Source organism: Syntrophomonas zehnderi OL-4 (genome assembly GCF_000983115.1).
Taxonomy (GTDB): Bacteria; Bacillota; Syntrophomonadia; order Syntrophomonadales; family Syntrophomonadaceae; genus Syntrophomonas_B; species Syntrophomonas_B zehnderi.
Genome location: NZ_CGIH01000013.1, coordinates 82,887 through 105,764, shown reverse-complemented (window position 1 = coordinate 105,764; position 22,878 = coordinate 82,887). Strand labels below are relative to the sequence as shown.

Annotated in this window: 12 protein-coding genes and 1 rRNA gene; 6 read left to right on the top strand and 7 right to left on the bottom strand. The window is 43.9% G+C overall.

Features of this window, described 5'->3' with window-relative positions; all coding sequences use genetic code 11:
* Positions 1–124 (bottom strand): 16S ribosomal RNA (locus tag AAV90_RS04650); the annotation flags it as partial.
* A gap of 671 nt (positions 125–795) precedes the next feature.
* Here AAV90_RS04650 and typA point away from each other — a divergent pair.
* From typA to AAV90_RS04625, 5 genes are all read left to right on the top strand, one after another.
* A complete protein-coding gene (gene typA, locus AAV90_RS04645; RefSeq protein ID WP_046496341.1) occupies positions 796–2,625 on the top strand; it encodes a translational GTPase TypA in 1,830 nt (609 codons plus the stop codon).
* 252 nt (positions 2,626–2,877) lie between these two features.
* Positions 2,878–3,924 (top strand): mannose-1-phosphate guanylyltransferase, encoded by a 1,047-nt coding sequence (locus tag AAV90_RS04640; RefSeq protein WP_046496339.1) that lies wholly within the window; start codon positions 2,878–2,880, stop codon positions 3,922–3,924.
* Positions 3,925–4,014: 90 nt separating this feature from the next.
* Entirely contained in the window at positions 4,015–5,382 is a 1,368-nt protein-coding gene (locus AAV90_RS04635; protein ID WP_046496337.1) for a phosphohexomutase domain-containing protein, read from the top strand.
* Positions 5,383–5,520: 138 nt separating this feature from the next.
* Positions 5,521–6,696 (top strand): glycosyltransferase family 4 protein, encoded by a 1,176-nt coding sequence (locus AAV90_RS04630; protein WP_046496336.1) that lies wholly within the window; start codon positions 5,521–5,523, stop codon positions 6,694–6,696.
* Positions 6,683–7,708, top strand: coding sequence for a hypothetical protein (locus AAV90_RS04625; RefSeq protein ID WP_046496334.1), 1,026 nt, complete (start codon positions 6,683–6,685; stop codon positions 7,706–7,708). Before AAV90_RS04630 ends, AAV90_RS04625 begins: the two co-directional genes overlap by 14 nt.
* Positions 7,709–7,733: 25 nt before the next feature.
* On the opposite strand, the gene AAV90_RS04620 is transcribed toward AAV90_RS04625, so the two are convergent.
* The 6 genes from AAV90_RS04620 to AAV90_RS04595 all read right to left on the bottom strand — a co-directional run bounded on the left by AAV90_RS04620 (position 7,734) and on the right by AAV90_RS04595 (position 21,126).
* Positions 7,734–8,891: an ATP-binding protein gene (locus AAV90_RS04620; protein ID WP_084691479.1), complete on the bottom strand. Its 1,158-nt coding sequence runs from the start codon at positions 8,889–8,891 to the stop codon at positions 7,734–7,736.
* The gene (locus AAV90_RS14865) at positions 8,840–9,829 is read right to left on the bottom strand and encodes an MEDS domain-containing protein (protein ID WP_046496332.1); all 990 of its coding nucleotides are present in this window, start codon (positions 9,827–9,829) and stop codon (positions 8,840–8,842) included. The genes AAV90_RS04620 and AAV90_RS14865 overlap by 52 nt, the downstream gene beginning before the upstream one ends.
* Positions 9,830–10,099: 270 nt before the next feature.
* Positions 10,100–11,983, bottom strand: a complete 1,884-nt coding sequence (locus tag AAV90_RS14020) for a PAS domain-containing sensor histidine kinase (RefSeq protein ID WP_052729609.1) — start codon at positions 11,981–11,983, stop codon at positions 10,100–10,102.
* Between the two features lie 592 nt (positions 11,984–12,575).
* Positions 12,576–16,112 carry a glycoside hydrolase family 130 protein gene (locus AAV90_RS15100; protein ID WP_198142812.1) on the bottom strand — a complete coding sequence of 1,179 codons (3,537 nt, stop codon included), beginning with the start codon at positions 16,110–16,112 and terminating at the stop codon, positions 12,576–12,578.
* A gap of 455 nt (positions 16,113–16,567) precedes the next feature.
* Complete coding sequence (pepF, locus tag AAV90_RS04600; protein WP_046496330.1) at positions 16,568–18,394, bottom strand: oligoendopeptidase F; 1,827 nt, start codon at positions 18,392–18,394, stop codon at positions 16,568–16,570.
* Between the two features lie 116 nt (positions 18,395–18,510).
* Positions 18,511–21,126: a calcium-translocating P-type ATPase, PMCA-type gene (locus AAV90_RS04595; RefSeq protein ID WP_046496328.1), complete on the bottom strand. Its 2,616-nt coding sequence runs from the start codon at positions 21,124–21,126 to the stop codon at positions 18,511–18,513.
* 269 nt (positions 21,127–21,395) lie between these two features.
* Between AAV90_RS04595 and AAV90_RS04590 the strand changes: the two genes are divergently transcribed.
* Positions 21,396–22,862, top strand: coding sequence for a potassium/proton antiporter (locus AAV90_RS04590; RefSeq protein WP_046496327.1), 1,467 nt, complete (start codon positions 21,396–21,398; stop codon positions 22,860–22,862).
* The last annotated feature ends 16 nt before the right edge of the window (positions 22,863–22,878 follow it).

The following is a 22,878-nucleotide window of genomic DNA, read 5'->3' as shown; positions in this document are numbered from 1 at the left end:
TTCGGGTCTTGACTCTTCTTGATCCTTCTTAAAACACTCAGTGTCAAACATTAGTCCGTTCGACTTGCATGTGTTAGGCACGCCGCCAGCGTTCGTCCTGAGCCAGGATCAAACTCTCCAATAAAATATTGCTACAGGCTTCCCTTTTTTAAGGCTGCCCGTACCTTTTTCTTTTATCAGCGTTTTGATTGGCTTTTTTTAAAACTCTTTTCGCTGGACCTTGGTCTTCTTTCTATTTAAGAAAACCTTTTTTTCGCACTTCTTGTTCTCTTTGTTCTGTTTTATCAAGATCTCGCGCTTCGACTCTCGCCTGCCGCGCAAGAGTTATATTATCATCCTATTCGACAACTGTCAACGCTATTTATGCCTTTTTTTAAATTAGTACACTAGGTTGCGTGTCTATGTAGGTATTCATGTTATCCTTATTCTAAGGCTGTATTTTCTCGTTTGTTTGCTCTATAATTTTAAAGTGGTTAAAGGTTTTTTATTTTTTTAAATTGGTTTATCCCGAAATCGCCCCCCGGTATAAATAAAAATACCTTATTAACCCATTTTTCGTTAAACCTTTTTTATCCTCTCACTGCCCAACTAATAATCAGCGGAATCACCAGTTCCAATATATGTTTGAAAGCCTAATTACACCTTGATATAATGAAGTGTCGTATCCGGTTTTTAACAAATAACTAAATATTTATTTTTTTTAAGCTACCGGTATCTTGCAAGTAATAATCTGTGTAATCTGTGTCTGCTTCCATATCGACAACGGATACACTAAAAGAAGGAAAGGGAATAGTAATGACTCAGCAATCACTAAGAAATATCGCCATTGTAGCACATGTTGATCATGGCAAAACCACCCTGGTCGACAAATTTCTAAAACAGAGCGGCTCTTTTCGTGAACGCCAGTTCGTTCCGGAACGGGTTATGGATAATAACGATCTGGAAAGAGAACGTGGTATCACCATCCTTTCTAAAAATACCAGTATCACCTACCAAAACACCAAAATTAACATCGTTGATACTCCAGGTCATGCTGATTTCGGGGGTGAGGTTGAACGCATTGTAAATATGGTTGATGGCGTTTTACTTTTGGTGGATGCTTTTGAAGGCCCTATGCCCCAAACCCGTTTCGTATTAAAAAAAGCTTTGGACGCAGGTTTGAAGCCGCTGGTAGTTGTTAATAAAATTGACCGTCCGGATTGTCGTCCCCACGAGGTATTAGATGAAATCTTGGATCTGTTTATTGACCTGGGAGCAGATGAATCCCAACTGGATTTTCCGGTGGCTTTTGCTTCAGCTAAAGCCGGCTTTGCCAAGATTAATCTGCAGGATGCGTCTGATGATATGCGTCCGTTGCTGGATTTAATAATCAGGGAAATCCCCGCACCAGAGGGTGATGTGGATTCTCCCCTGCAGCTATTTATATCTTCTATTGACTATGACAGTTATCTCGGCCGCATAGGAACAGGTAAAATACTTAATGGTACTATCAGCAGGAATCAGGAAGCTATCCTGTGCAATATTTCCGGTAAACAGCAACGCGTTAAAATAAGTACCCTCTCTGCTTTTGAAGGATTGAAAAAGGTGGAAATGCAAAACTGTGCTGCGGGAGAAATAGTCGTTGTATCCGGTATTGAGGATATTGCCATTGGCGATACCATCTGCAGTCTGGAGTCTGTAAACCCTGTTCCTTTCGTTAGTATAGATGAACCTACCATTTCGATGAATTTTGTGGTTAACAATAGTCCAATGGCCGGATTGGAAGGCAGCTATGTTACCAGCCGTCATTTACGAGATCGCCTTATGCGGGAATTGTTGGCCAATGTTTCCCTACGGGTGGAAGAAATAACGCCTGATTGTTTCAAGGTATCGGGTCGCGGCGAGCTGCATCTTTCCATTTTGATTGAAACCATGCGCCGAGAAGGTTATGAATTTGCGGTTACCAGACCGGAAGTTATTTTGAAAAACATTGACGGTCAGGTTTGCGAGCCGATGGAAAGGCTGTTTGTGGAAGTGCCTGATGAGTTTGTGGGTACGGTAATTGAAGGGGTCGGCAGACGCAAAGGCGAGTTGTTGAATATGGCAAATGGAGCCGGTACGCTCATGAAGCTGGAGTTTTTGATACCGGCCAGGGGTTTAATCGGTTACCGGAGTGAATTCCTGACTGATACTAAAGGCAACGGCATTTTGAACCATATATATGAGAACTATCAGCCTTTTAAAGGTGAGTTAAGAACCCGCAGCCGCGGTTCGCTGGTGGCTTCTGATTCCGGTACGGCTGTAACCTACGGACTGCACAATGCCCAGGAGAGAGGCACTCTGTTTATAGACGCGGGTGCCGAAGTCTATGCCGGCATGATTGTCGGAGAAAATGCCCGCAGTGTTGATATTACGGTAAATGTGTGCAAAAAAAAGCATCTTACTAATACCCGGGCATCCGGAGCCGATGATGCTTTGCGCCTGGTCACTCCGGTAGAAATGTCATTAGAAAAATGTTTGGAGTTTATCGATGATGATGAACTGCTGGAGGTTACCCCTAAGACCCTGCGGCTCAGAAAATTGATTCTGGATAAAGGTGAACGGGATAAAGCCAGCGGCAGTAAAAATAAAAACCGAGTTTCGTAATTTGCCTCAACGTTTAACGGGAAAATAATTTTTAATAGACGCAGATCATGCGTCTATTTTTTTATCCATAATACGTAAACCAACAATCTTACTTATATATTCGAGCAAAATGGTCACAATATTTAAAGTGGATAGCTTAAGAATAGTACTCGTTCATTTTTGTCGGTATTATTCCTGGCTCTTTCATTGGCAAGGAATATTCTTGGAGGTTAACTGCATAATATAAGTGGTGAGACACTTGGAGGTAAAAATATGGTCGCTGTAGTTCTGGCAGGAGGGCGCGGTTTACGTCTGTGGCCTGAAAGCAGACGCAAACATCCCAAACAACTATGCAAGTTTTTAAATAATAAATCGATGTTGGATCATACGCTGGATCGTTTGGCAAAAGCGGGATTTCAGCAAATGCTTATAATTACCAATGATGAACTATTGGCCGATATCAAAAACATTGTAAATAACCGTCCGGATGCTGATAAAATCGAGATACTAAGTGAACCTGACGGTAAAAATACAGCTCCGGCAGTAGGTCTGGCCCTGGCAAGTTTTCATTCCAGTCAACCGGATTCAATTATGGGTATATTTCCGGCCGATCATTACGTTGTGGATATTGATTCATTCTGTTTTAGTATCAATAAAGCGATTCAGACAGCTGAACAGGATCATATAGTAACTATTGGCATAGAAGCAGATCGTCCCGAAACGGGTTATGGTTACATTGAAAAAACCTTCTGGGAAATCGGCAGCCTGGAAGACGTTTTTCAGGTTCAGTCATTTTGTGAAAAACCTGATTTGGATACGGCTAAATCATATCTAAAATCCGGCCGCTTTTTATGGAATTCCGGTATATATATAGGCAAAATAAAAACCCTGCTGGATGAATTTGCCCGCCACCTGCCTGATATTTATCAACCTTTGATAAAAGGATATAAATACTATTTGCAAAATTATGCCACTTTGCCCAATATCAGTCTGGACTATGGAGTTGCGGAAAAAAGCAGGCGTATGGCTGTCGTTCCGGGCCGGTTTGGCTGGTGCGATATAGGCAGTTGGAATGCTTTGGCCGAATTGTTTCCTTATGATGAACAGCAAAATTCTTGTTTGGGAAACGATATTTTGATTCTGGACAGCAAGAATTGCTTAGTTAAACAAAACGGCAAATCCGTAGTGCTGTTTGGGGTAGAAGACTTAATAGTGGTAGAAACTGCCGATGTTATTCTGGTTGCCGATCGTCACCGCTCCCAGGATATACGCGAACTGGTTGCCAGGCTGGATAAAATGGAACGTTACGATTTGCTGTAATAAAAGGAAAGGATGCGGATAACGCGATAGCTTTAATCCCTAATAGAGTTGCTGGGTTATCTGGGTCTATTATTTTAGGAGGCGAGGGTTATTTCTCATATATTTCGGCAATATGACATCCGGGGTATTGTTGATAAGGAGTTAAGCGATGAAGTGATGCATGATATTGGCAGTGCTTTTGCTCTTTATGCCCGTGAATACGGCTATACCCATCTACTACTGGGCAGGGATAACCGCAGTTCTTCACTGCGCTTCAGGAATATACTGGCGGATGCCCTTTTGACGGCGGGATGTGATATAACCGACCTGGGAGTCGTAGTCACACCGATGTTTTATTTTGCATCCCGTCATCTTGATCTTCATGCCGGCATCATGATTACCGCCAGCCACAACCCCCCGGAATATAACGGTTGTAAACTTCTCTTGGGCGATTCCACCATCTATGGCGAACAGATACTGGAAATCAAGCGTCTGGCAGAAGAGGGGTGTTTCCCCGTAAGATCAAGAGGTTTGCTAACCTTGGCTGACATCCAAGAGCCCTATATGCAAATGATAGAGTCCAAAATTAAATTGGGCCCCAATATTCCTAAAGTAGTGGTTGACTGTGCCAATGGCACTGCTTCCGTTTTTGCTCCGGAATTATTCAGACGTCTGGGCTGTGAAGTCATCGAATTATACTGCGAATCAGATTCCAGCTTTCCAAATCACCATCCCGATCCGGTCAATCCTGAAAATATGCATGATTTGATTTTAAAGGTGAAGGAAACGCAAGCGGATATCGGTATCGGCATTGATGGTGACGGCGATCGCTTAGGGGTGGTTGACCAAAAAGGCAATATGATCTGGGGCGATTTACTGATGATCCTTTTCTGGCGGGAGATTCTGCCCCATTATCCGGGCAGCACCTGTCTTGTGGAGGTAAAGTGTTCGCAGAGCTTAATAGATGAAATTGAAAAGTTAGGCGGAAACCCTTTTATTTATAAGACCGGTCATTCTTTAATTAAAGCAAAAATGAAGGAAATAGACGCCGTATTCACCGGGGAAATGTCCGGACATATGTTTTTTGCGGACGAATACTATGGCTTTGATGATGCTTTATATGCTGCCGCTCGCTTGCTAAGGATCTTGTCTCATAGTAATCAAAGTATAGAGGAGATGCTTGCGGACATCTCCAAATATTATATTACCCCAGAAATCAGAATCTCCAGTACTGAAGAAGAAAAGTTTGATATGGTGAACCAAGTGCTGGCTCACTTTAAAAAAGATCATGAAGTCATTGATATAGATGGCGCGCGCATTATATTTCCCCATGGTTGGGCTCTGGTAAGAGCATCAAATACCGGCCCGGAGATTATTTTCCGCTGTGAAGGCGATTCGCCTGCATCGCTGGAAGAAATCAAAAAGACTATGCTGGATTATCTTAACTCTCTTGGCCTTAAGGCCGGAGATCAGGTTTAAAACTCAAATATTACGACTTTATTACCAAGAAATGCAGTTCCCTTCCCAGCCATGATTCTCTTTATACCCTCAGGTATAACCTGCGGCAAAATCAGGGAGAATACCAGACAAGCCAATAAAAAGAAAGGAGCACAGGCAATGAACATCATTAATATTGGCACTTATCCACCCAAACAATGCGGTATTGCGACTTTTTCCATGGATCTGCGCAACAGTTTATTCGCAGCAGATAACGCTGTTTCGATTATGGCCCTGTCTGACGATAGTTTTAATTACCATTATCCAGAAGAGGTAAGTTTCAATCTCCAGCAAAACCTTAAACAAGACTATATTAAAGCAGCGGCTTATATTAACGGCTCCTCCCAGATCGAATTGGTGGTTCTGCAGCATGAATATGGCATCTTTGGCGGCATAGATGGAGAGTATGTCCTGGAATTGACTAAACTTTTGCATAAACCCTTTGTGCTGATCACCCATACCGTGCTGCCTCGCCCTACCAAACGTCAAAAACAGATCCTAAATGAACTTTGCCACCGGGCAGCCGGAATAGTATGTATGACCCAGCGTTCCAAGCAACTGTTGGTTAATCTATACGAAGCGCCTCCCGAACTGGTCAGAGTTATTGCTCATGGGGTGCCGGATTTTCCAAAGAAGTCATCTCAGGATTTAAAACGCCAATACGGTTTTCAAGGGCGGCGCTTGATTAGCACCTTTGGTTTGATAGGTCCGGGCAAGGGACTGGAATTAGGAATTCGCGCAGTTGCAAACGTGGTTGTTGATTATCCCGATGTAACCTATTTGATTCTAGGGCAGACCCATCCCATGCTGCAGCGTTACGAGGGCGAGAAATATCGACAGATGCTTAATAATTTGGTAACGGAGCTGGATTTACAAGCCCATGTGATTTTTGTAAATAAGTACCTGACCAATGAAGAATTAGGTGATTATTTATATATGACCGATATATATATCAGTCCCTATCCCAATATGGATCAGGCCGTAAGCGGAACGTTGGCTTTCGCGGTAGGCTGCGGGCGGGCTATAGTGTCAACCGACTATGCTTATGCCAATGAAGTCCTGCGTGGCGGCCGTGGTCTTTTAGCCGAAAAGCCGGATCCAAAAAACCTTAGCGCATTGCTTTGTCAAATTCTGTCCAACCGGGAATTATCGGAAAATTTGCAAGCCCAGGCCTATAAACTCGGTCAGACCTGGACCTGGGGCAGCATCGGCAAGGAATATACCGATTTCTTCAGACAGATTGTCCAGGAAACAAATCATCAGGAGGAAAAACAGTTAAATTATGCTAAACTATAAACATTTAATCAATATGACCGACACAACCGGTCTTTTACAGTTTTCTAAACTGGACCAGCCTGATCCCCAAAGCGGTTACACATTGGACGATAATGCCCGGGCCTTGTTGGTAGCCCTTTTTATGGGAGAGGATGGCTATCCTTATGCGCGCCTCTACAGCCAACTATTAAGCAAACTTCAAGGCCCGAATGGCAGCTGGTGCAACCTCTATCTAAACGATCGGTTTATTCATAGGTATGATTCCGAAGACAGTATCGGCAGAGCATTTTTAGCCTGCAGTGCGGCCACTATGTGCGAGTGGCCTGATATTGCCGCTAATTGTACGGTCATGCTGCAAAACGCCTTACTCCGCATCATTGATTTTACTTCTCCCCGGGGTATTGCCTACAGTTTAATTGGTCTGTGCAAGGGGCGCTTTCCATTTCTGTCGGAGACAGCTTTATGCGAACTCGTAAATCTGTTGGCGGCCAGGCTGATAAATTTGTTTAACTCAAATCAAAGCCGGGACTGGAAATGGTTTGAGGATTCAATGACTTACTGTAACGGGGTGATCCCCCAGGCTCTTTTTGCCGCTTATGCTTTCAACGGTGATAAAAAATGCTTGAAAGTTGCCCATGAATCTTTGGGTTTTCTAAATGACAGCTTATTCTCCCGAGGTTATCTTAGTATTGTGGGGAATGAAGGCTGGTATACGCGTGGTTGCAAACTGCCGCTTTGGGATCAGCAACCTGTTGATGCGGCATCCGTTGTTTTTGCTTGTTGGGAAGCCTATCAGGCTATTGGCTTAAAGGAGTATCAGAACCTGGCTTTTTTGGCTCATGAGTGGTACTGGGGGAAAAACATAAATGGCCTGGTCTTATTTAACCAGGAGACGGGCGGTTGCTATGATGCCCTCACCCGGGAGGGGGTAAATCTAAATCAAGGAGCCGAAGCTGTTCTGTCTTGGTTGCTGAGTACCCACTTGCTCCAAGGCAGGATTATAGTTCGCTTGCCAACGGAAAAATCTTCTTAAATATCATTGATTATATATCTAGCGCTTAAAAGGAAGGGGTAAAACAGATAACAAACTTACTGCCTTGACTGCTGGTACTTACATTTATTACTCCGTTGTGCCGGGTTACGATACTATGGCACACAGCCAATCCCAACCCCGTACCTTTTTCCTTGGTACTTAAAAATGGAGTGCCTATTTTGTCCAGGATCTCGCTTGGAATACCTTCACCTTCATCTACTACTACCAGCATTACCTTTTCTTCTTCCAGGCAGGTGCGGACAGTAACCGTTCCTCCCTCCTGCATGGCTTCAAGGCCATTACGCACCAGATTTAACAGCAGTTGGCGGATTTCCTTCTCGTCTAATAACAAATCAGGAATATCTCCTAATTCAAAACAGATATTTTTGTCTTCTTTCATGGCATCAGCCTTCAATAATGGCGCGATAGCGGCGATGATTTTATTTAAATTCCAGCATTGCAAATCCACCACCTTGTCCTTGGCCAGGGCTAAGAATTCAGTGATAATGGAGTTGGCCCGGTTAAGTTCTTCCAGCATAAGTTCAAAATGATCGCGAAAATCACTCAACTTCTCATTTTGGCTCATAATCTGTAAAAATCCTTGCACGGTCGTCATGGGATTGCGGATCTCATGCCCAATACTAGCGGCTATTTCACCTACCGTATTTAACTGTACCAGCCTTGCCATTTCCTTTTCGATTCTGCGTTCCTGGGTTATATCTTCAGCCAGCACCAGACCGCCAACGATTTCATCGTTTTTTATTATCGGTGAACCCTTAAGTCTTACCAATAAAACGCTTCCGTCTTTGCAGACAATAGCATTCTCATGGCTGCTCACCTCACCAAAGTAGAGGCGATTATTTATCTGATTAAGGGCGGGTTCGATATAATCTTTGGAAACGAAATGAAGGACGCTTTTTCCCAACATTTCTTCTTCCGTATATCCCAGGGCTTCCAGCAATCTCTTATTCACAAAGGTTATCCGGGTTTTTTTATCATATGTAATACAGAATTCGTTCATGGTATTTATCAGCGTATTTAGGTAATCCACCTGGTATTTATATTTCTGCTGGCTTTCCTGCAGTTCTTTTTTTGCCAGCATCTTCTCGTGGATATCACGGCTGAACAAAATTATTTTGTCGTTTTGGCTCTCGTGGCGCAATACGGTTCCCTTAGTTTCCATCCATATATACGACCCGTTTTTTTCCTGACCGGATAAATACCTTCTCCTGATCCCCTGTGAAAACCTTTTTGTAATAGTGAAACCGAAGTCTCTCGATACAGGGGATGCACGAAACTAATTGCATTTCGTCCAATCAATTCATCTTCATAATATCCTAATATTGAATATTGAGATGGACTTACAAATAGTATTTCAAAGGTTTTCGCCTCAATAATCAAAATTAAATCGAGTGAATGTTCAACCATCAAGCGATACTTTTCTTCGGATTCGGCCAGGGTATCCTGAGCTTGCAGCATATATTCGGCTTCCCAGGCTGTATCCTTGTGTCTATAATATAATTCTGCCGACAGGCAGAAGGGATTGCGATTAACCTGGCCGTTTCTTACCAACCATTTGCAGGAGATAATGGCATCCCGCAGCACCATAGGGTTTTCATGATGGCGGTGGTACTGGCACAGTGAAATCAAGGGGTAGCCGGTGAATATCTCTTCATTCAGCCATAATTGCAATTCCAAAAATTCATTCTGTTTGGAATCAAAAAGCCGAAACATCTCTTCGCTGATAACTCGAATGGTACGGTACCCCTCATGTAAAAATAAGTCCAGCCACCTCATATATATTTTGGTAACCTGCTCAATACTATTTATGTTATTTCCTTTAAAAATATCCGCTGGGCGAATAAATAGCAGCTGACCCGAACCAGTTATTTCATTTACATCGACACCCTCCTGGCGCAGGCAATTCCTAATATAATTCCTTTTGCGTTTACTGAGCACATATATGCATTTATCACCGTTCTGTATGCCCTGCACAATAAATGGAATTACCATCTGCTGCCATTCTGCTTCGGTTTCATATATAATACAGCCATGATCATGGGGTTTAATTTTATTCAGTTCCCTATGTATATGTTTCTTACATATAGTTGAATAATCCAATACTTTTATCTCCTTTACTGCCCTTGCATGTAATCAGCAAACCGAGTATCCCAAACTTGTAAAGGCGATTAATGGTATGGCATGATTGGTTAATTTTATTCCGTATTATAATTTATTCCTTATTACTAATAATTTACCTTACTTTCCTTTTTATTTCAATAAAGAGCCCGGGGGTTCAGGGGGTTACGATAAAAAATTGGGCACCGCCTGATTGACGCTACCTACAACGAAAATAATTATATTCTGTTTGGTTTTGCTATGAGACCGTCTCTACTCTTTAGGTTGTTTAAATTTAACCCTGAAAATTGTACCTTCTGGGCAGGTTTCAAAATCCATGTTGGCATTATGACGGGCCACGATACTGTAGCAAACCGCCAGTCCCAGACCGATACCATTTTCTTTACTGCTCAGAAAGGGGGTTCCTAATTGATCTTTTATCTCTGGAGCGATTCCTGTTCCTTGATCTTGTATAGATAAAATTACTTCATTTTCTTCCTGGGAAGTTTTAATTGTGATCTTTCCCCCGGCCGGCATGGCTTCCAGCCCATTGCGTACCAGGTTTAATATAAGCTGCCGGATTTCCTTTTCATCCAAAAGCACTTCTGGAATATCATCTAACTGGAACATGATACCTTTATCTTCTTTTATGGCATCGGCGACCAATAAAGGCGCCAAAGCCTGCACAATCCTATTAAGGTTATATTTTTTAAGATATACCATTTTATCCTTGGCTAAGGAAAGAAACTCAGTAATTATGGAATTGGCCCGGGATAGTTCTTCCAACATCAAATCAAAATAAGGGCGTTGTTCCTTAAGATTTTCGTTCTGGCTCATCATCTGCAGGAAACCCTGTACCGTAGTCATTGGATTTCTGATTTCATGGCCAATACTAGCGGCCATTTCTCCCACAGTATTCAACTGTCCTAACCTAGCCATCTCTTTTTCGATTTTGCGCTGTTGGGTAATATCTTCAGCCAGCACCAGTCCACAGGTAATTCCGCCTTGTTCAAATACGGCGGAACTCTTGACCTTAAGCAGCAGTTCACGCCCATCCTTGCTGATTATGCGATGTTCATGAACGCTGGTATTGCCGGAACTAAATCTTTTTCTGACCTGCTGCATGACTTTTTCCTGGTCGGATTCAGGGATAAAGTGAACGAACGATTTTCCCAGCAGATCCTCCTGGCTATAACCGGTTACATCCAATGTTTTCTGATTGACAAAGGATATTAAAAAGTCTTTATCGTATGTATAGCAAAGCTCATTCATGTTATTAATCAAGGTATTCAGGTATTCCACTTTATAGCGCAGATCCTCTTCCCGCTGGCGCAACTCTGACTCAGCCTGTTTGCGCGTGGTAATATCTCTGCTGGCAACCACACATTGTTTGCTGCCGTTACTCTCATTAATAAATACCCGCCCCACCGATTCCAACCAGACATAATACCCTTTTTTGTGCAATGCCCGATATTCGATCGTACCGCCGGAATCGGTGTTTATCAAAGTAGTAAAAAACTTTTTTAAACGGCCGCGGTCATCCGGATGCAGCAGGTTAAAATTATGTTTGCCGACCAGTTCATCCGGGGTAAATCCCATTATGGACTGATGAGAAGGGCTTACATAATCAAAAATACCGGATTCACTCAGTGTGCAGACACCGTCCAGCATATTGTCGGTGATTCTGCGCAGACGCAATTCGCTTTCTTTAAGTGCCTTCTCGGTTAGTTTTTGCTGTGATATATCGCGAATAACGATTAGGATCTCGTTTTTATTTACTTCACTATTGATGTTTTTTCCCAAGGCTTCAACCCATAAGGAGGTTTGGTCTTTTTTTATCATCCGGAAACGAGACATCCCAAACCCCATCTCAATCCCTTCTCTTATACCTTTAAGTGCGGCGGCTCGGTCAGCGGGAAAAATAAAGTGCAGGCATTTATGCCCCAATATCTCTGCTTCATAATATCCCATCACCTTTTCAAAGGAAGGGCTAACGTAACAAAGCTCCAGGCTCTCAGGCTTGATAATAACAATCATATCTGAAGCATGATCTGCGATCAGGCGATATCGATCTTCAAACTGCCTGTTCTGTTTGGTTTTAAGAACCGGATAATATTTGTTATCTATAGTTTCGATATCATCGAAAATCAATTGCATCACGATCCCTCCCGATTGGTTATCTTACATTTAAAAGTTTATTATGGTAATTTTCTCCATGTTTCTTTTTATTCCTCCTTGAAAATTAATATTTCTTTAAAATCTTTACCTATTTTATTAATTAAGAATAGTCAATGAGATAATAGGCTCGGATATACTCGGATTTATGCAGATTCACGCATTTTTTAGATATTATTTCACTACCGCTGCCGATACATTAATCCTGTTAATTTTGTACCCTTACGGGCACCACTGGTGTTACCTGCGGTAACTACTAAGGTTGCACCCTTACGGGCACCACTGATGTTACCTGCGGTAACTACTAAGGTTGCACCCTTACGGGCACCACTGATGTTACCTGCGGTAACTACTAAGGTTGCACCCTTACGGGCACCACCGATGTTACCTGCGGTAACGATTAAGGTTGCACCCTTGCGGGCATGGTAGTTAAGATGTTATTGGAATATCATGTTTGGTATATATCTGTATTCGAAAAAAACCGACACTTAATAATGGAAGAAGGAATACGCGAAAGCGAAATTGGTTTTCCCCAGTGACGTTCCCTGCTATCCAGCTTGTTAAATGCCGGACACTAGATCTGCCGGAATTTCTCAGGAATGAGTTCGGCCAAGGTTGCGCTGGCCAAGCCTATACTGGTATCGGCCGCGCCGTAATATACCAGGATTTCATCATCATCTTCCAAGATTTCCTTGTCAGAACTGGCAACCGCGCCGCAGGTAAATACCACATTGGGAACCCAACCTCCGGATAGACCCAATTCATAATCCTCCACTGGTTCTAAAATGGGATTGGGAGAACGGTAGATTACCTTTTGCGGGTTTTCCAGATCCACCAGGATAACCCCCAGACGATAAACATAGTTATAATCCACGCCATGATAGATTAAAAGCCATCCATAGCGGGTCTTGATCGGCTGAGCACCTGCCCCGATTTTCAATGAATCCCACATCCGGCCAGGGCGGGGACCAATTATTATGGCGTGTTTTTCCCAGCAGGGAAAAGTCAGTTCCTGCATATAAGTGATCCACATACTGGGCTCAATACGGTGATAAAGGATATATTTACCTTTGATTCTTTCCGGAAACAAAATAGCATCCTTATCCCAGATATTTTTAAAAGCCAACCCTTCCCTTTGCCATTGGTCGTATTTCCGCTCCAGGAAATCCTGAATATCGATAGAAGCTGCGGCAATCTGGGCAATATTTCCGTCATAGGCCGTATATAGCATCCAGATACGATCCTCAATAATTATTAAACGGGGATCTTCACAGCCCATTATTTCTTCAGGAATAATCGGGGAAAACACCGGCTCTGGAAGCCTTTCCAAAACACGATAGCCATCGGTGATGGCTAAACCTATATATGATACGTTATCCTTGCCTACGGCGCGATAGAACAGGTAAACCTTGTCGTCTATACGCAATGCACCTGGGTTTAACACGTATTTTGACTCCCAATCGTGCTCGCTGATCGGTTCTAACAAAGGGTTGCCGATAAAACGATGCAGGTTCTTACTCGGTTCATTGGTAGTCTCCTGGACCACCACAGTTACGTCTTTGGGCCGATGCGGCAGCAAGGAGTCCAATAAACTCATACCGCTCCTTCCGGCCTGGATGGAACGGAATACGGTTTGCATTATCTCTTTATCATCATAGCCCAGTTCTTTATAAAGAACCTCCAGGAATTCATGGTTAAACCAACGTCCTTCAATACTGGTAGTTAAGGGTGTTGGGATTTTTAAACCGCCTTTAAAACTATAACTCGCCCAACTCCATACAGTGCAGCTAAGAAAAGTTCCGTTTTCCAATACCTGGCTTAATCCGTAACTGTCTGCCATCAACTGAAAAATCCGAGCCTGTTCAGGGTGTCCCTGGGCAATCAGGTTATTGGCAACGATTCTTATTTTTTCAACCAACGCTCTTTGCACATAGTTCTCAAATATCTTAAGTACTGAGAAATCATCGCCTTTTTCAATAGATGTCAAGGTATTGCGAGCCTTTTGCCCAATATTTTTCCTTTCCTTCACATTCTGCTGGAACAATTTGGAATACGACTCGGCCAAACAAAGTCTACGTATAATCGAAGTAAAATATCTGAGTTTGGGATATTTTCCCCCCCTTTGATTTTCCAAGGCTTTTATAGTGATACGGGCAGTAACGCGGTTTAAATTGGTCATTTTGTTATGGGACCAGATACCCGCCGCAGAAGCCTGATCAAATATAATCGGTTTGATATCGACCCACTCAAAACTTTCCGGCTTGAGCTGTTCAGCCAGCCAGGCCAGGTCTCGATCCGTATAGCTCCAGCTTTCCACCAGGTTGGCATAAGTTACTGCATCACGAACATCCATTTCCTTAATCAAGTCGGCCGGCCGGTAATAACCCAGAGGTATCATCAGATTGCTGGGCGGAAACCTAATTAGCATTTCTCTTAAAAGTTCGCCCTGCACGGTAAACATGCGCTGATGGGGCACCAGTTTAAAAAGTGCGTCCACAAACTGTTTTAGACCTTCCATTTCATATAGGTTGCCGGGCAGGAGCTCATCAATAGCCTGTTCAGCCTCGCCCATGAAATTCTCTACCGCCGCAATGATCTCCTCTGATTTAGCCTCAGTGCTTAACCCCAGTCCCTCACTTATAAAACGGTTAAAACGCTCTTCATAACGCTTGCGCAGTTGTTTAAAAACATCATCGGTCTGGACGATCCGTTTGTCTTTTCCACTGATCTTCTTTGGAACGACAATGGGGCGGTTAGGTATATATTCCATATAAGCCAGTGGTACGAGCGGGGGTTTGTTCTGTTCCGCCCGAGCAGCCCAAGCATTGCTCAAATACGGTTTTTTTCTCCAAAATTCCTCGGTCAGATGCTGGCGAATGGATTCCATTTTTTGAACCATTAATTCATCCCGTTCTATCAGCCCCAGGTTTTGTATCTGGTCGTAAAAACTATGCATTTTATTAGCGTGACTGGCTATTTTGCCGTTATACAAGGCGGTTAACGCATCCAATAATTCAGTTTGGCGAGCTTCTTCTCCATAGACATATTGCATCAAAAAAGTATAAATACTGTCGACCCATATCTCATCACGCAAGTGGAATGTCTCGTAATTTGACTCCATTGCATTGAGCAGTTCGTTTACTGTCTCTGCAGGCAAGAATTCCTCCAACACCTGTGCAGATTTATCATAATACATCTTAAATCCCTGCCAAAGTTCGGCCGAAGAGTATTCCGGCACATCGGCTTTTTCCACCCGGTTGCGGGCCAGGATGTCAGTAACCTTGATAATAAGTCGGTCTTTGAGCCATACTGCGCTGTCCCGGCGCAGGCATTCAAATATGGTCTGGGCCATTTCGCGGAAAACCCTATTCCTGTTTTCCAAGGTGGGGGCTTTAATCGTTCCCCCCATACTAACCTCACAGATTTCCTTGTTCCAACACAAGGCCCTGGTCATTATCCAGAAATCAATACCGGCTCCCCTAATGCTATCCGTCCAAAACTTGGCTTCACTGGCCAACTCCTCAACCAGATCATGCGCGATAGCGTATATCCCCCCCAGGGGATCACTGAGCCTGCTGCCATAAAACGATTCGAGGATGGGAGCTGCCAGCATATAGGCAATACTATCAATCCCGCAATGCTGCCTTAAACTTCCCAATACCATATCGTACTGACCTTGAATAGGTGTTAACAGGCTTTCCAGCCAGTTGGCATCTATCCCCAGCCCCGAAGTGCCTTCCATTTGCGATTTAAAAATTATAAGATCGACTTGCATTTTTTGGGCAATCTCAATTAAAGCTCGAATCCTCATACCCCGCCCACCGGCCTCCTGGGGCAATAGGAATTCCAAGTGCGGGTGTTTAAGGGATAAACCTTCTATGGCTTGCAAGGTCTCTGTCCCGCCTGCATCCCCCACGCATACTATCAGCTGCCTTCTTCCTATCCAGTTTTGCAGGACTTCATCTATAGACCTTAATACTTCAGGTAAATCATGTTTCTCATTATAGAAAGGAATGCCAATTACCAGGTCGTAATCTTTGTAATCATCCAGTCCGTCTAGTATTTCCTTCATTTTTTCGTCAAAGATGCCGGCGCGGTTTATCTCATCCAATTACGAAGAACCTCCTTAGCGCAATAATCTCTATATAGTTATGCGCAATTTTGCTTTAATATATTATGCGATAACCAAAAGAAGGGATAATAGACGCAGATAACGCTTCTTCCATAATAGCAACCGTTATAGGAGCAACAGATGCCCTAGCAGCAGGGTTTTTAATATGATCCGGTTATGCAAGGAAACGAAGCTTTCTAATCCCGAACTAACACAGCTATTATTTAAAGGTGACTGCACCCTACTACATATTTTACTTTGCGGTGACTATTAAGGTTGAGCCTTCGGCCAGGCAGGGTTAATAGAAAAACGCGGTTCTTTTTAGACGCCGAGTACACAAACCAGTGTTAATCAGCGCCAAAAATGACCGCGTAAATCCGCGCCATCACCCTACAGGTACTGCTGATATGAACTTCTTTCTTTCATAGTTAAGGTAGCCGCGCTATCCGCGTCTCTTACTTCACGAGTTCTTCGAATTCTGCCAAAAGTTTTTCAAAGTATTGCAGGGCGTTTTCCACCGGTCGGGAGGTAGTCAGATCAACCCCGGCTCTCTTAAGCTGATTGATGGGATAGTCCGAACCGCCCGATTTTAAAAACTCCAGGTATCTTGCTACCGCCGGCTGACCTTCCTGCAAGATGGCTTCTTTGATTGCTGTGGCCGCAGAAAAACCGGTGGCGTATTTGTAAACATAGAAGGCTGAATAAAAATGGGGGATACGTGCCCATTCCAGATCAATTTCCTCGTCCAGGCAAACATCCGGTCCATAGTAGATTTTATTTAAGTCCCGGTAAATCTTGTTAAACAATTCCGGAGTCAGCGCTTCCCCCAGTTCAGCCTTTTCATGCACAATTTTCTCAAACTCCGCAAACATGGTTTGACGATAAACCGTACCTCGGAACTGTTCCAGATAATGATTGAGCAGATAGATCTTTTCTTTTTTATCCTGGCTGTGTTCCAGCAGATAGTCAATCAATAACGACTCATTAACCGTAGAGGCCACTTCGGCTACAAATATTGAATACTGAGCATTTACATAGGGCTGGTGGTGATTGGAATAATAACTATGCAGGGAATGCCCCATCTCATGAGCCAAGGTGAACATATCATCCAGTTTCTCATCATAGTTCATTAAAACATAAGGATTAGTATCATACGTTCCCCAGGAGTATGCCCCGCTGGTTTTGCCTTCATTTTCATAAACATCAATCCAGCCGCCTTGAAAACCTTCCTGCAGGAGTTTGGCATATTCAGGGCCTAAAGGGCTTAATGCCTCCAGTATCTTCTGTTGGGCTTCTTCATAAGGCACTTTTACTTTATATTCTTGCACCAGGGGAGTATATATATCGTACATATGCAACTCGTCAACGCCCAACAACTCCCGGCGAACCCTCATATAACGGTGCATGGGCTCCATATGGGCATGAACTGCCTCAATCAGGTGGTTATATACCTGCAAAGGAACATTATCCCCATCCAGGGAGGCCTCCAGCGCCGACGGATAATTTCGGGCCCGGGCATAAAAAATATCCTTTTTCACACTGGAGCCAAGGCTGGCCCCCAGGGTATTGATCAGTTTACGGTAAGAGCCGTAGAGGCCCTTAAAGGCATCATGGCGTACCTGACGGTTGGAACTCTCCATAAAACTGCCATAACGCCCTTTGGTCAGTTCAACCTCATGGCCTTCCTCATCACGGATAATCGGAAATTTAATATCGGCATTATTAAGCATGGTGAAAATATTATGTGAGGCCATGGAGAGATCTGCCGCCATTGCCAATAAACGCTCTTCCTGCGCCGAAAGGATATGAGCCTTCTGCCGCAAAATTTCATCAATAAAATGTTGGTACACTGCCAGTTCCTGGTTTTCCTTCAAAAAAACCGAGAGCTTTTCTTCTGGTATAGTTAATATTTCTGGAACTATGAAAGCACCCGCACTATTTACCTCCACACCTAGTGATTCAGCGCGATCGAACAAGGCTTGATAGAGATTGACAGCATTATCTTCATCGCGCCGCATGCGGGCATAAACGTACAGCTTTTCAGTTTTGCGTCCCAGTTCATCTGACAACTGCAATACCTGGAGCAAAGCATCGGCTGACTGACCCATGCTTCCCTGCAACGCAACCAGTTGACCGGCCAGGTTTTTAACAGTTTTATAATCCTCTTCCCAGATATTTTCATCAGGGTATATAGCTTTTAGGTTCCATTTGTATTTATTGTCGATCTGTTCACGTTTCTTGCTTTTATGTTCAGCCAAAGTGTAAAACCCCCTATCCTTCATCTAACACTAACGTAATTACCGTTTATAAATTATTCTAACCACTTAAGTCAGAAAATAAAAGCTCTCCGGCCCTTTCTAAATAGACAGGTGGTTTGTCAACATCCCTTGTCATTGGTTTATTGATGTTGATGCCTGACCAGCCCAAAGGCCTTGGATAATTCCAATACCACTACGGGAACCAGCGCCAGGCCCAATGCCAAGATATACATGGGGACAGGCAGCTGCGTTAAACTAAAGGCATTGGTTACCGAAGGGACTAAGACTATAATTGAAATTAAACTAAATGATATTAGAGCTGCTCCATTTAAATACGGGTTGGTAAAAATTCCGGTTGCAAACAAAGAATGGTCAGAGCGCATATTAAAAGCGTGAATTACCTGGGAAACGGCTAGAACGATAAAGGCCATGGTACGGCCGGACGTTATATCTCCGGTACTTTGCCACGCTATTAAAAAACCGGTTAATGTCAACATCGCAAACATGGTTCCTTGTAACAGGATGCGGATTCCATATCCGTGGGCAAAGATATTTTCTCCTTTGGGACGGGGTTTGCGCTCCATCACATCCTTTTCCACCGGCTCCATTCCCAGGGCAATCGCAGGCAAACTGTCGGTTACCAGATTTATCCACAGCAGATGCACGGCCAGCAAAGGGGAAGCCTGCCAGACCAGCATAGCCACAAAAACCGTCAGCACTTCGCCTATATTGGTTCCCAACAGGAACCCGACCGTCTTTTTGATATTATCATAAATACCACGCCCCTGGTGAACCGCATCAACGATAGTGGCGAAATTATCATCGGTCAGGATCATATCAGAAGCACCTTTGGCCACGTCAGTTCCGGTAATACCCATGGCACACCCAATATCGGCTGCTTTCAGTGCCGGCGCATCATTAACACCATCCCCGGTCATGGATACGACTGCACCATGACCCTGCCAGGCCCGCACAATACGTATTTTATCTTCCGGCGAAACCCGCGCATATACTGAAACACTTGGTACCCGTGCTTTTAGTTCGGCATCAGTCATGTCCAACAATTCAGTACCGTTAATAGCATCGTCACCGTCCAGCAAGATGCCCAGATCTTTAGCAATAGCCGCAGCAGTTACCACATGATCACCGGTTATCATAACCGGCTTAATGCCCGCCTTCCGACACACCGCCACGGCCTCCCGGGCTTCAGGGCGGGGCGGATCAATCATGCCGACCAGTCCCATAAAGGTAAGCCCGTTCTCCAGTTCTTCACTGGTAAGAATGGCCGGTATGGTATCGATTTCTTTCCAGGCTACTGCCAGTATGCGCAGGGCTTGCCGACTTAACTCCTCAGCGTGTTTACGTCCGGCTTCCACGTTACCGGCGATGCATCTGCCCGCCAGAACATCGATCGCCCCCTTGACGATGACGATGTTTTTACCGTCAATTATATTCACAGTGCTCATCAGCTTCCGTTCGGAGTCAAAAGGCAGTTCCGCCTGGCGCGGATATAGACGGTTTAAATCTGCTTTGGTCAAACCGTTTTTATAGGCGGCCATTACGATGGAAGTCTCGGTAGGATCACCAATATGACACTCCCTGCCGTCCTCAAATTCTACCGTACCGTCCGAGCAAAGGGTTGCATACTTAAGGAGCTTTTTTATAACCGGCGAATTAGCAGTGCTGATATCCTCAATAGTTTCGCTGGCCGCATCGAAGGCTTTGACCAGAGTCATCTGGTTTTGGGTCAAGGTTCCGGTCTTATCAGAACATATCACTGAGGCGCTGCCCAGGGTTTCAACCGCCGGCAACTTCCTGATAATAGCATTTTTTTTGACCATGCGCTGTACTCCCACAGCCAGGACAATCGTTACAATCGCCGGCAGGCCTTCGGGAATAGCAGATACAGCTAACGCTACCGCAATCATAAATATTTCCATGACATTCATGCCGTAAACCAGACCAATAATGAAAATAATGACACAAATGCCTACAGCCATAAAACCTATATATTTACCCATTTCCGCCAGTTTGTGCTGCAGCGGGGTTCGGGTATCACCCTCAGCATCCAGAAGCCGGGCGATTTTGCCCATCTCCGTATTCATCCCCGTACTTACGACTACTGCGCGGGCCGTTCCGGAAGTGATACTGCATCCGGAGTATACCATGTTTATGCGGTCACCCAAAGATGCACTTGCATCGCTCAGGGCTTCACCATCCTTTTCACTGGGGACTGATTCGCCGGTTAAGGCTGACTCTTCGGATTTTAAGCTGGCTGAGCGGATGATTCTGGCGTCAGCCGGTACGTAATCACCGGCATTAAGGCTGATAATATCACCCGGTACCAGACTAAAAGCCTCGATAACCATTTCCTTCCCATCGCGGATTACCCGGGCATGGGGAGCGGATAGATCTTTTAAAGCATCCAGGGCCTTTTCGGCCTTGCCCTCTTGTACTACGCCTATAATGGCATTAAGCACCACTACCAGCAGTATTAAAAAAGGTTCAAAAAACCCTTTTCCTTCATACCAGGCAACAGTAAACGAAATTGCTGCCGCAATAAGCAAGATTATAATCATAACATCTGCAAACTGTTCGCCAAAACGTTGCAGGTTGGATTTCCTTTTGCCCTCCTCCAGCTTGTTAAGACCATATTGGGCCAAACGGTTAGAGGCATCTTCAGCACTTAAACCGCTATCAGAATTAACCTGAAATTGTTTCAGCACCTCGTCGTAACTGCAATTATGAGGTATCAATTAATCAACTCCTTTATTATTTAGGATAAATAATCGCTTTTGGCTTGCGCAGCATATTACTGGCTAAAATTATAAACATTATAATTAGTAAGTACAATATTTCCACAATTAGCGAAAAATACCCTAAAAGCGTCCCTCTTCCTGATTTCGTGTTACTGCCTGCGATTTCTTGGAAAATATAATGCTTATAATACATGAGGCATAAGTCGGGAAACTCCGTACCATTAACCAGCCTTTCTATGTTAGAATAAAAAACTGAGGAGATTAAAATGATACTGTTATTAGCGTTGCTGTTATTACTGGCAACCTTTTCCACCAAACTGGCGGATCGTTTAGGGATACCAGGCATGATTGTTTTCCTGGTATTAGGCATGATTTTTGGCAGTGATGGTTTAAACCTGATATATTTTGATAATCCTGTGCTGGCCCAAAAGGTGGCTACCGCCTTTTTGATCATTATTTTATTTGAGGGTGGCTTTAATACCAAAAAAGAGCTGTTGAAAGTAGCCTTTAAGCCGGCATTTTCTCTAGCAACGGTGGGTATTATCATTACGGCTGCCTCAGCCGGTATTCTTTTTCATTTGGTTATCGGTTTGAGCCTTGAATCTTCCATACTAATCGGCGCGATTATTTCTTCCACCGATGCCGCAGCTGTTTTTGCCTTGTTTCGCAATAAAAGTATCCAGCCTAAAACAGCCGCGACTTTAGAAATAGAATCTGCCTCCAATGACCCGATGGCGATTATTTTGACCATCCTGATCATCGACTATATGCTGGGGACATTATCAAACCCATTTCTTTTTCTGCTTAATCTGGCCTGGCAGATAACCGCTGGCTTAGCCATTGGCTATCTCATCGGTAAACTCAGCCCCCATCTATTCAACCGGGCCAGATTGGATAATGGGGGTTTTTACTACGTTTTAATTCTAGGTGTATGCTTTTTGAGTTTTGGATTAGCCGATCAACTAAAAACCAATGGTTTTTTAGCGGTATATATTGCCGGCTTTTATGTGGGCAACGCTGAGTTCGTTTATAAACAAGGTATTTCCCGCTTTTTAGAAGGACTTTCTACGTTTAGCAATGTCTGGCTGTTTTTAATGCTGGGCCTGTTGGTTTTTCCGTCCGAAATCCTGACTTTCTGGAAACAAGGTGTAGTTGTTGCCCTGATACTGATCTTAGTCGCCCGCCCCTTGGCGGTATTCTTGTCCACGTTATTTTGGGATTATTCCTTAAAGGAGAGGGTTTTTCTATGCTGGGGGGGTATTAGGGGAGCGGTTCCTATAGTCCTGGCTACTTATCCTGCCGCAGCCGGTTTGCCGGAGGGTAACTACTACTTTAATATCGTATTCTTTGTAGTGCTGATATCTGCTTTGGTCCAGGGCTCAACGATTGACTTTTTTGCTGGAAAACTGGATTTGTTGGTAAAGAAGAAGCGCACTTCACCTCATTCCTTGGAATTAATATCATTGGAGCAAACCCGAGCTGAACTGTTGGAGTATTACGTGGAGAAGGATTCCTATCTGGTCGACAAACAGCTGCAGGATCTCCCTCTGCCCAAGGACAGCCTTATTATTGCCATCGTGCGCAAAGATGATATAATTACCCCGCGCGGTGATACAACGATAAGAAATAAAGATATTTTGTTTTTGCTGGTCGGATATGAAGATAAACATGAATTATTGGAGCTATTTGATTCCGAAGCTACCCGGCACTCAGCAGAATCCATTTACCACTAACCCACTACCGGGCCGA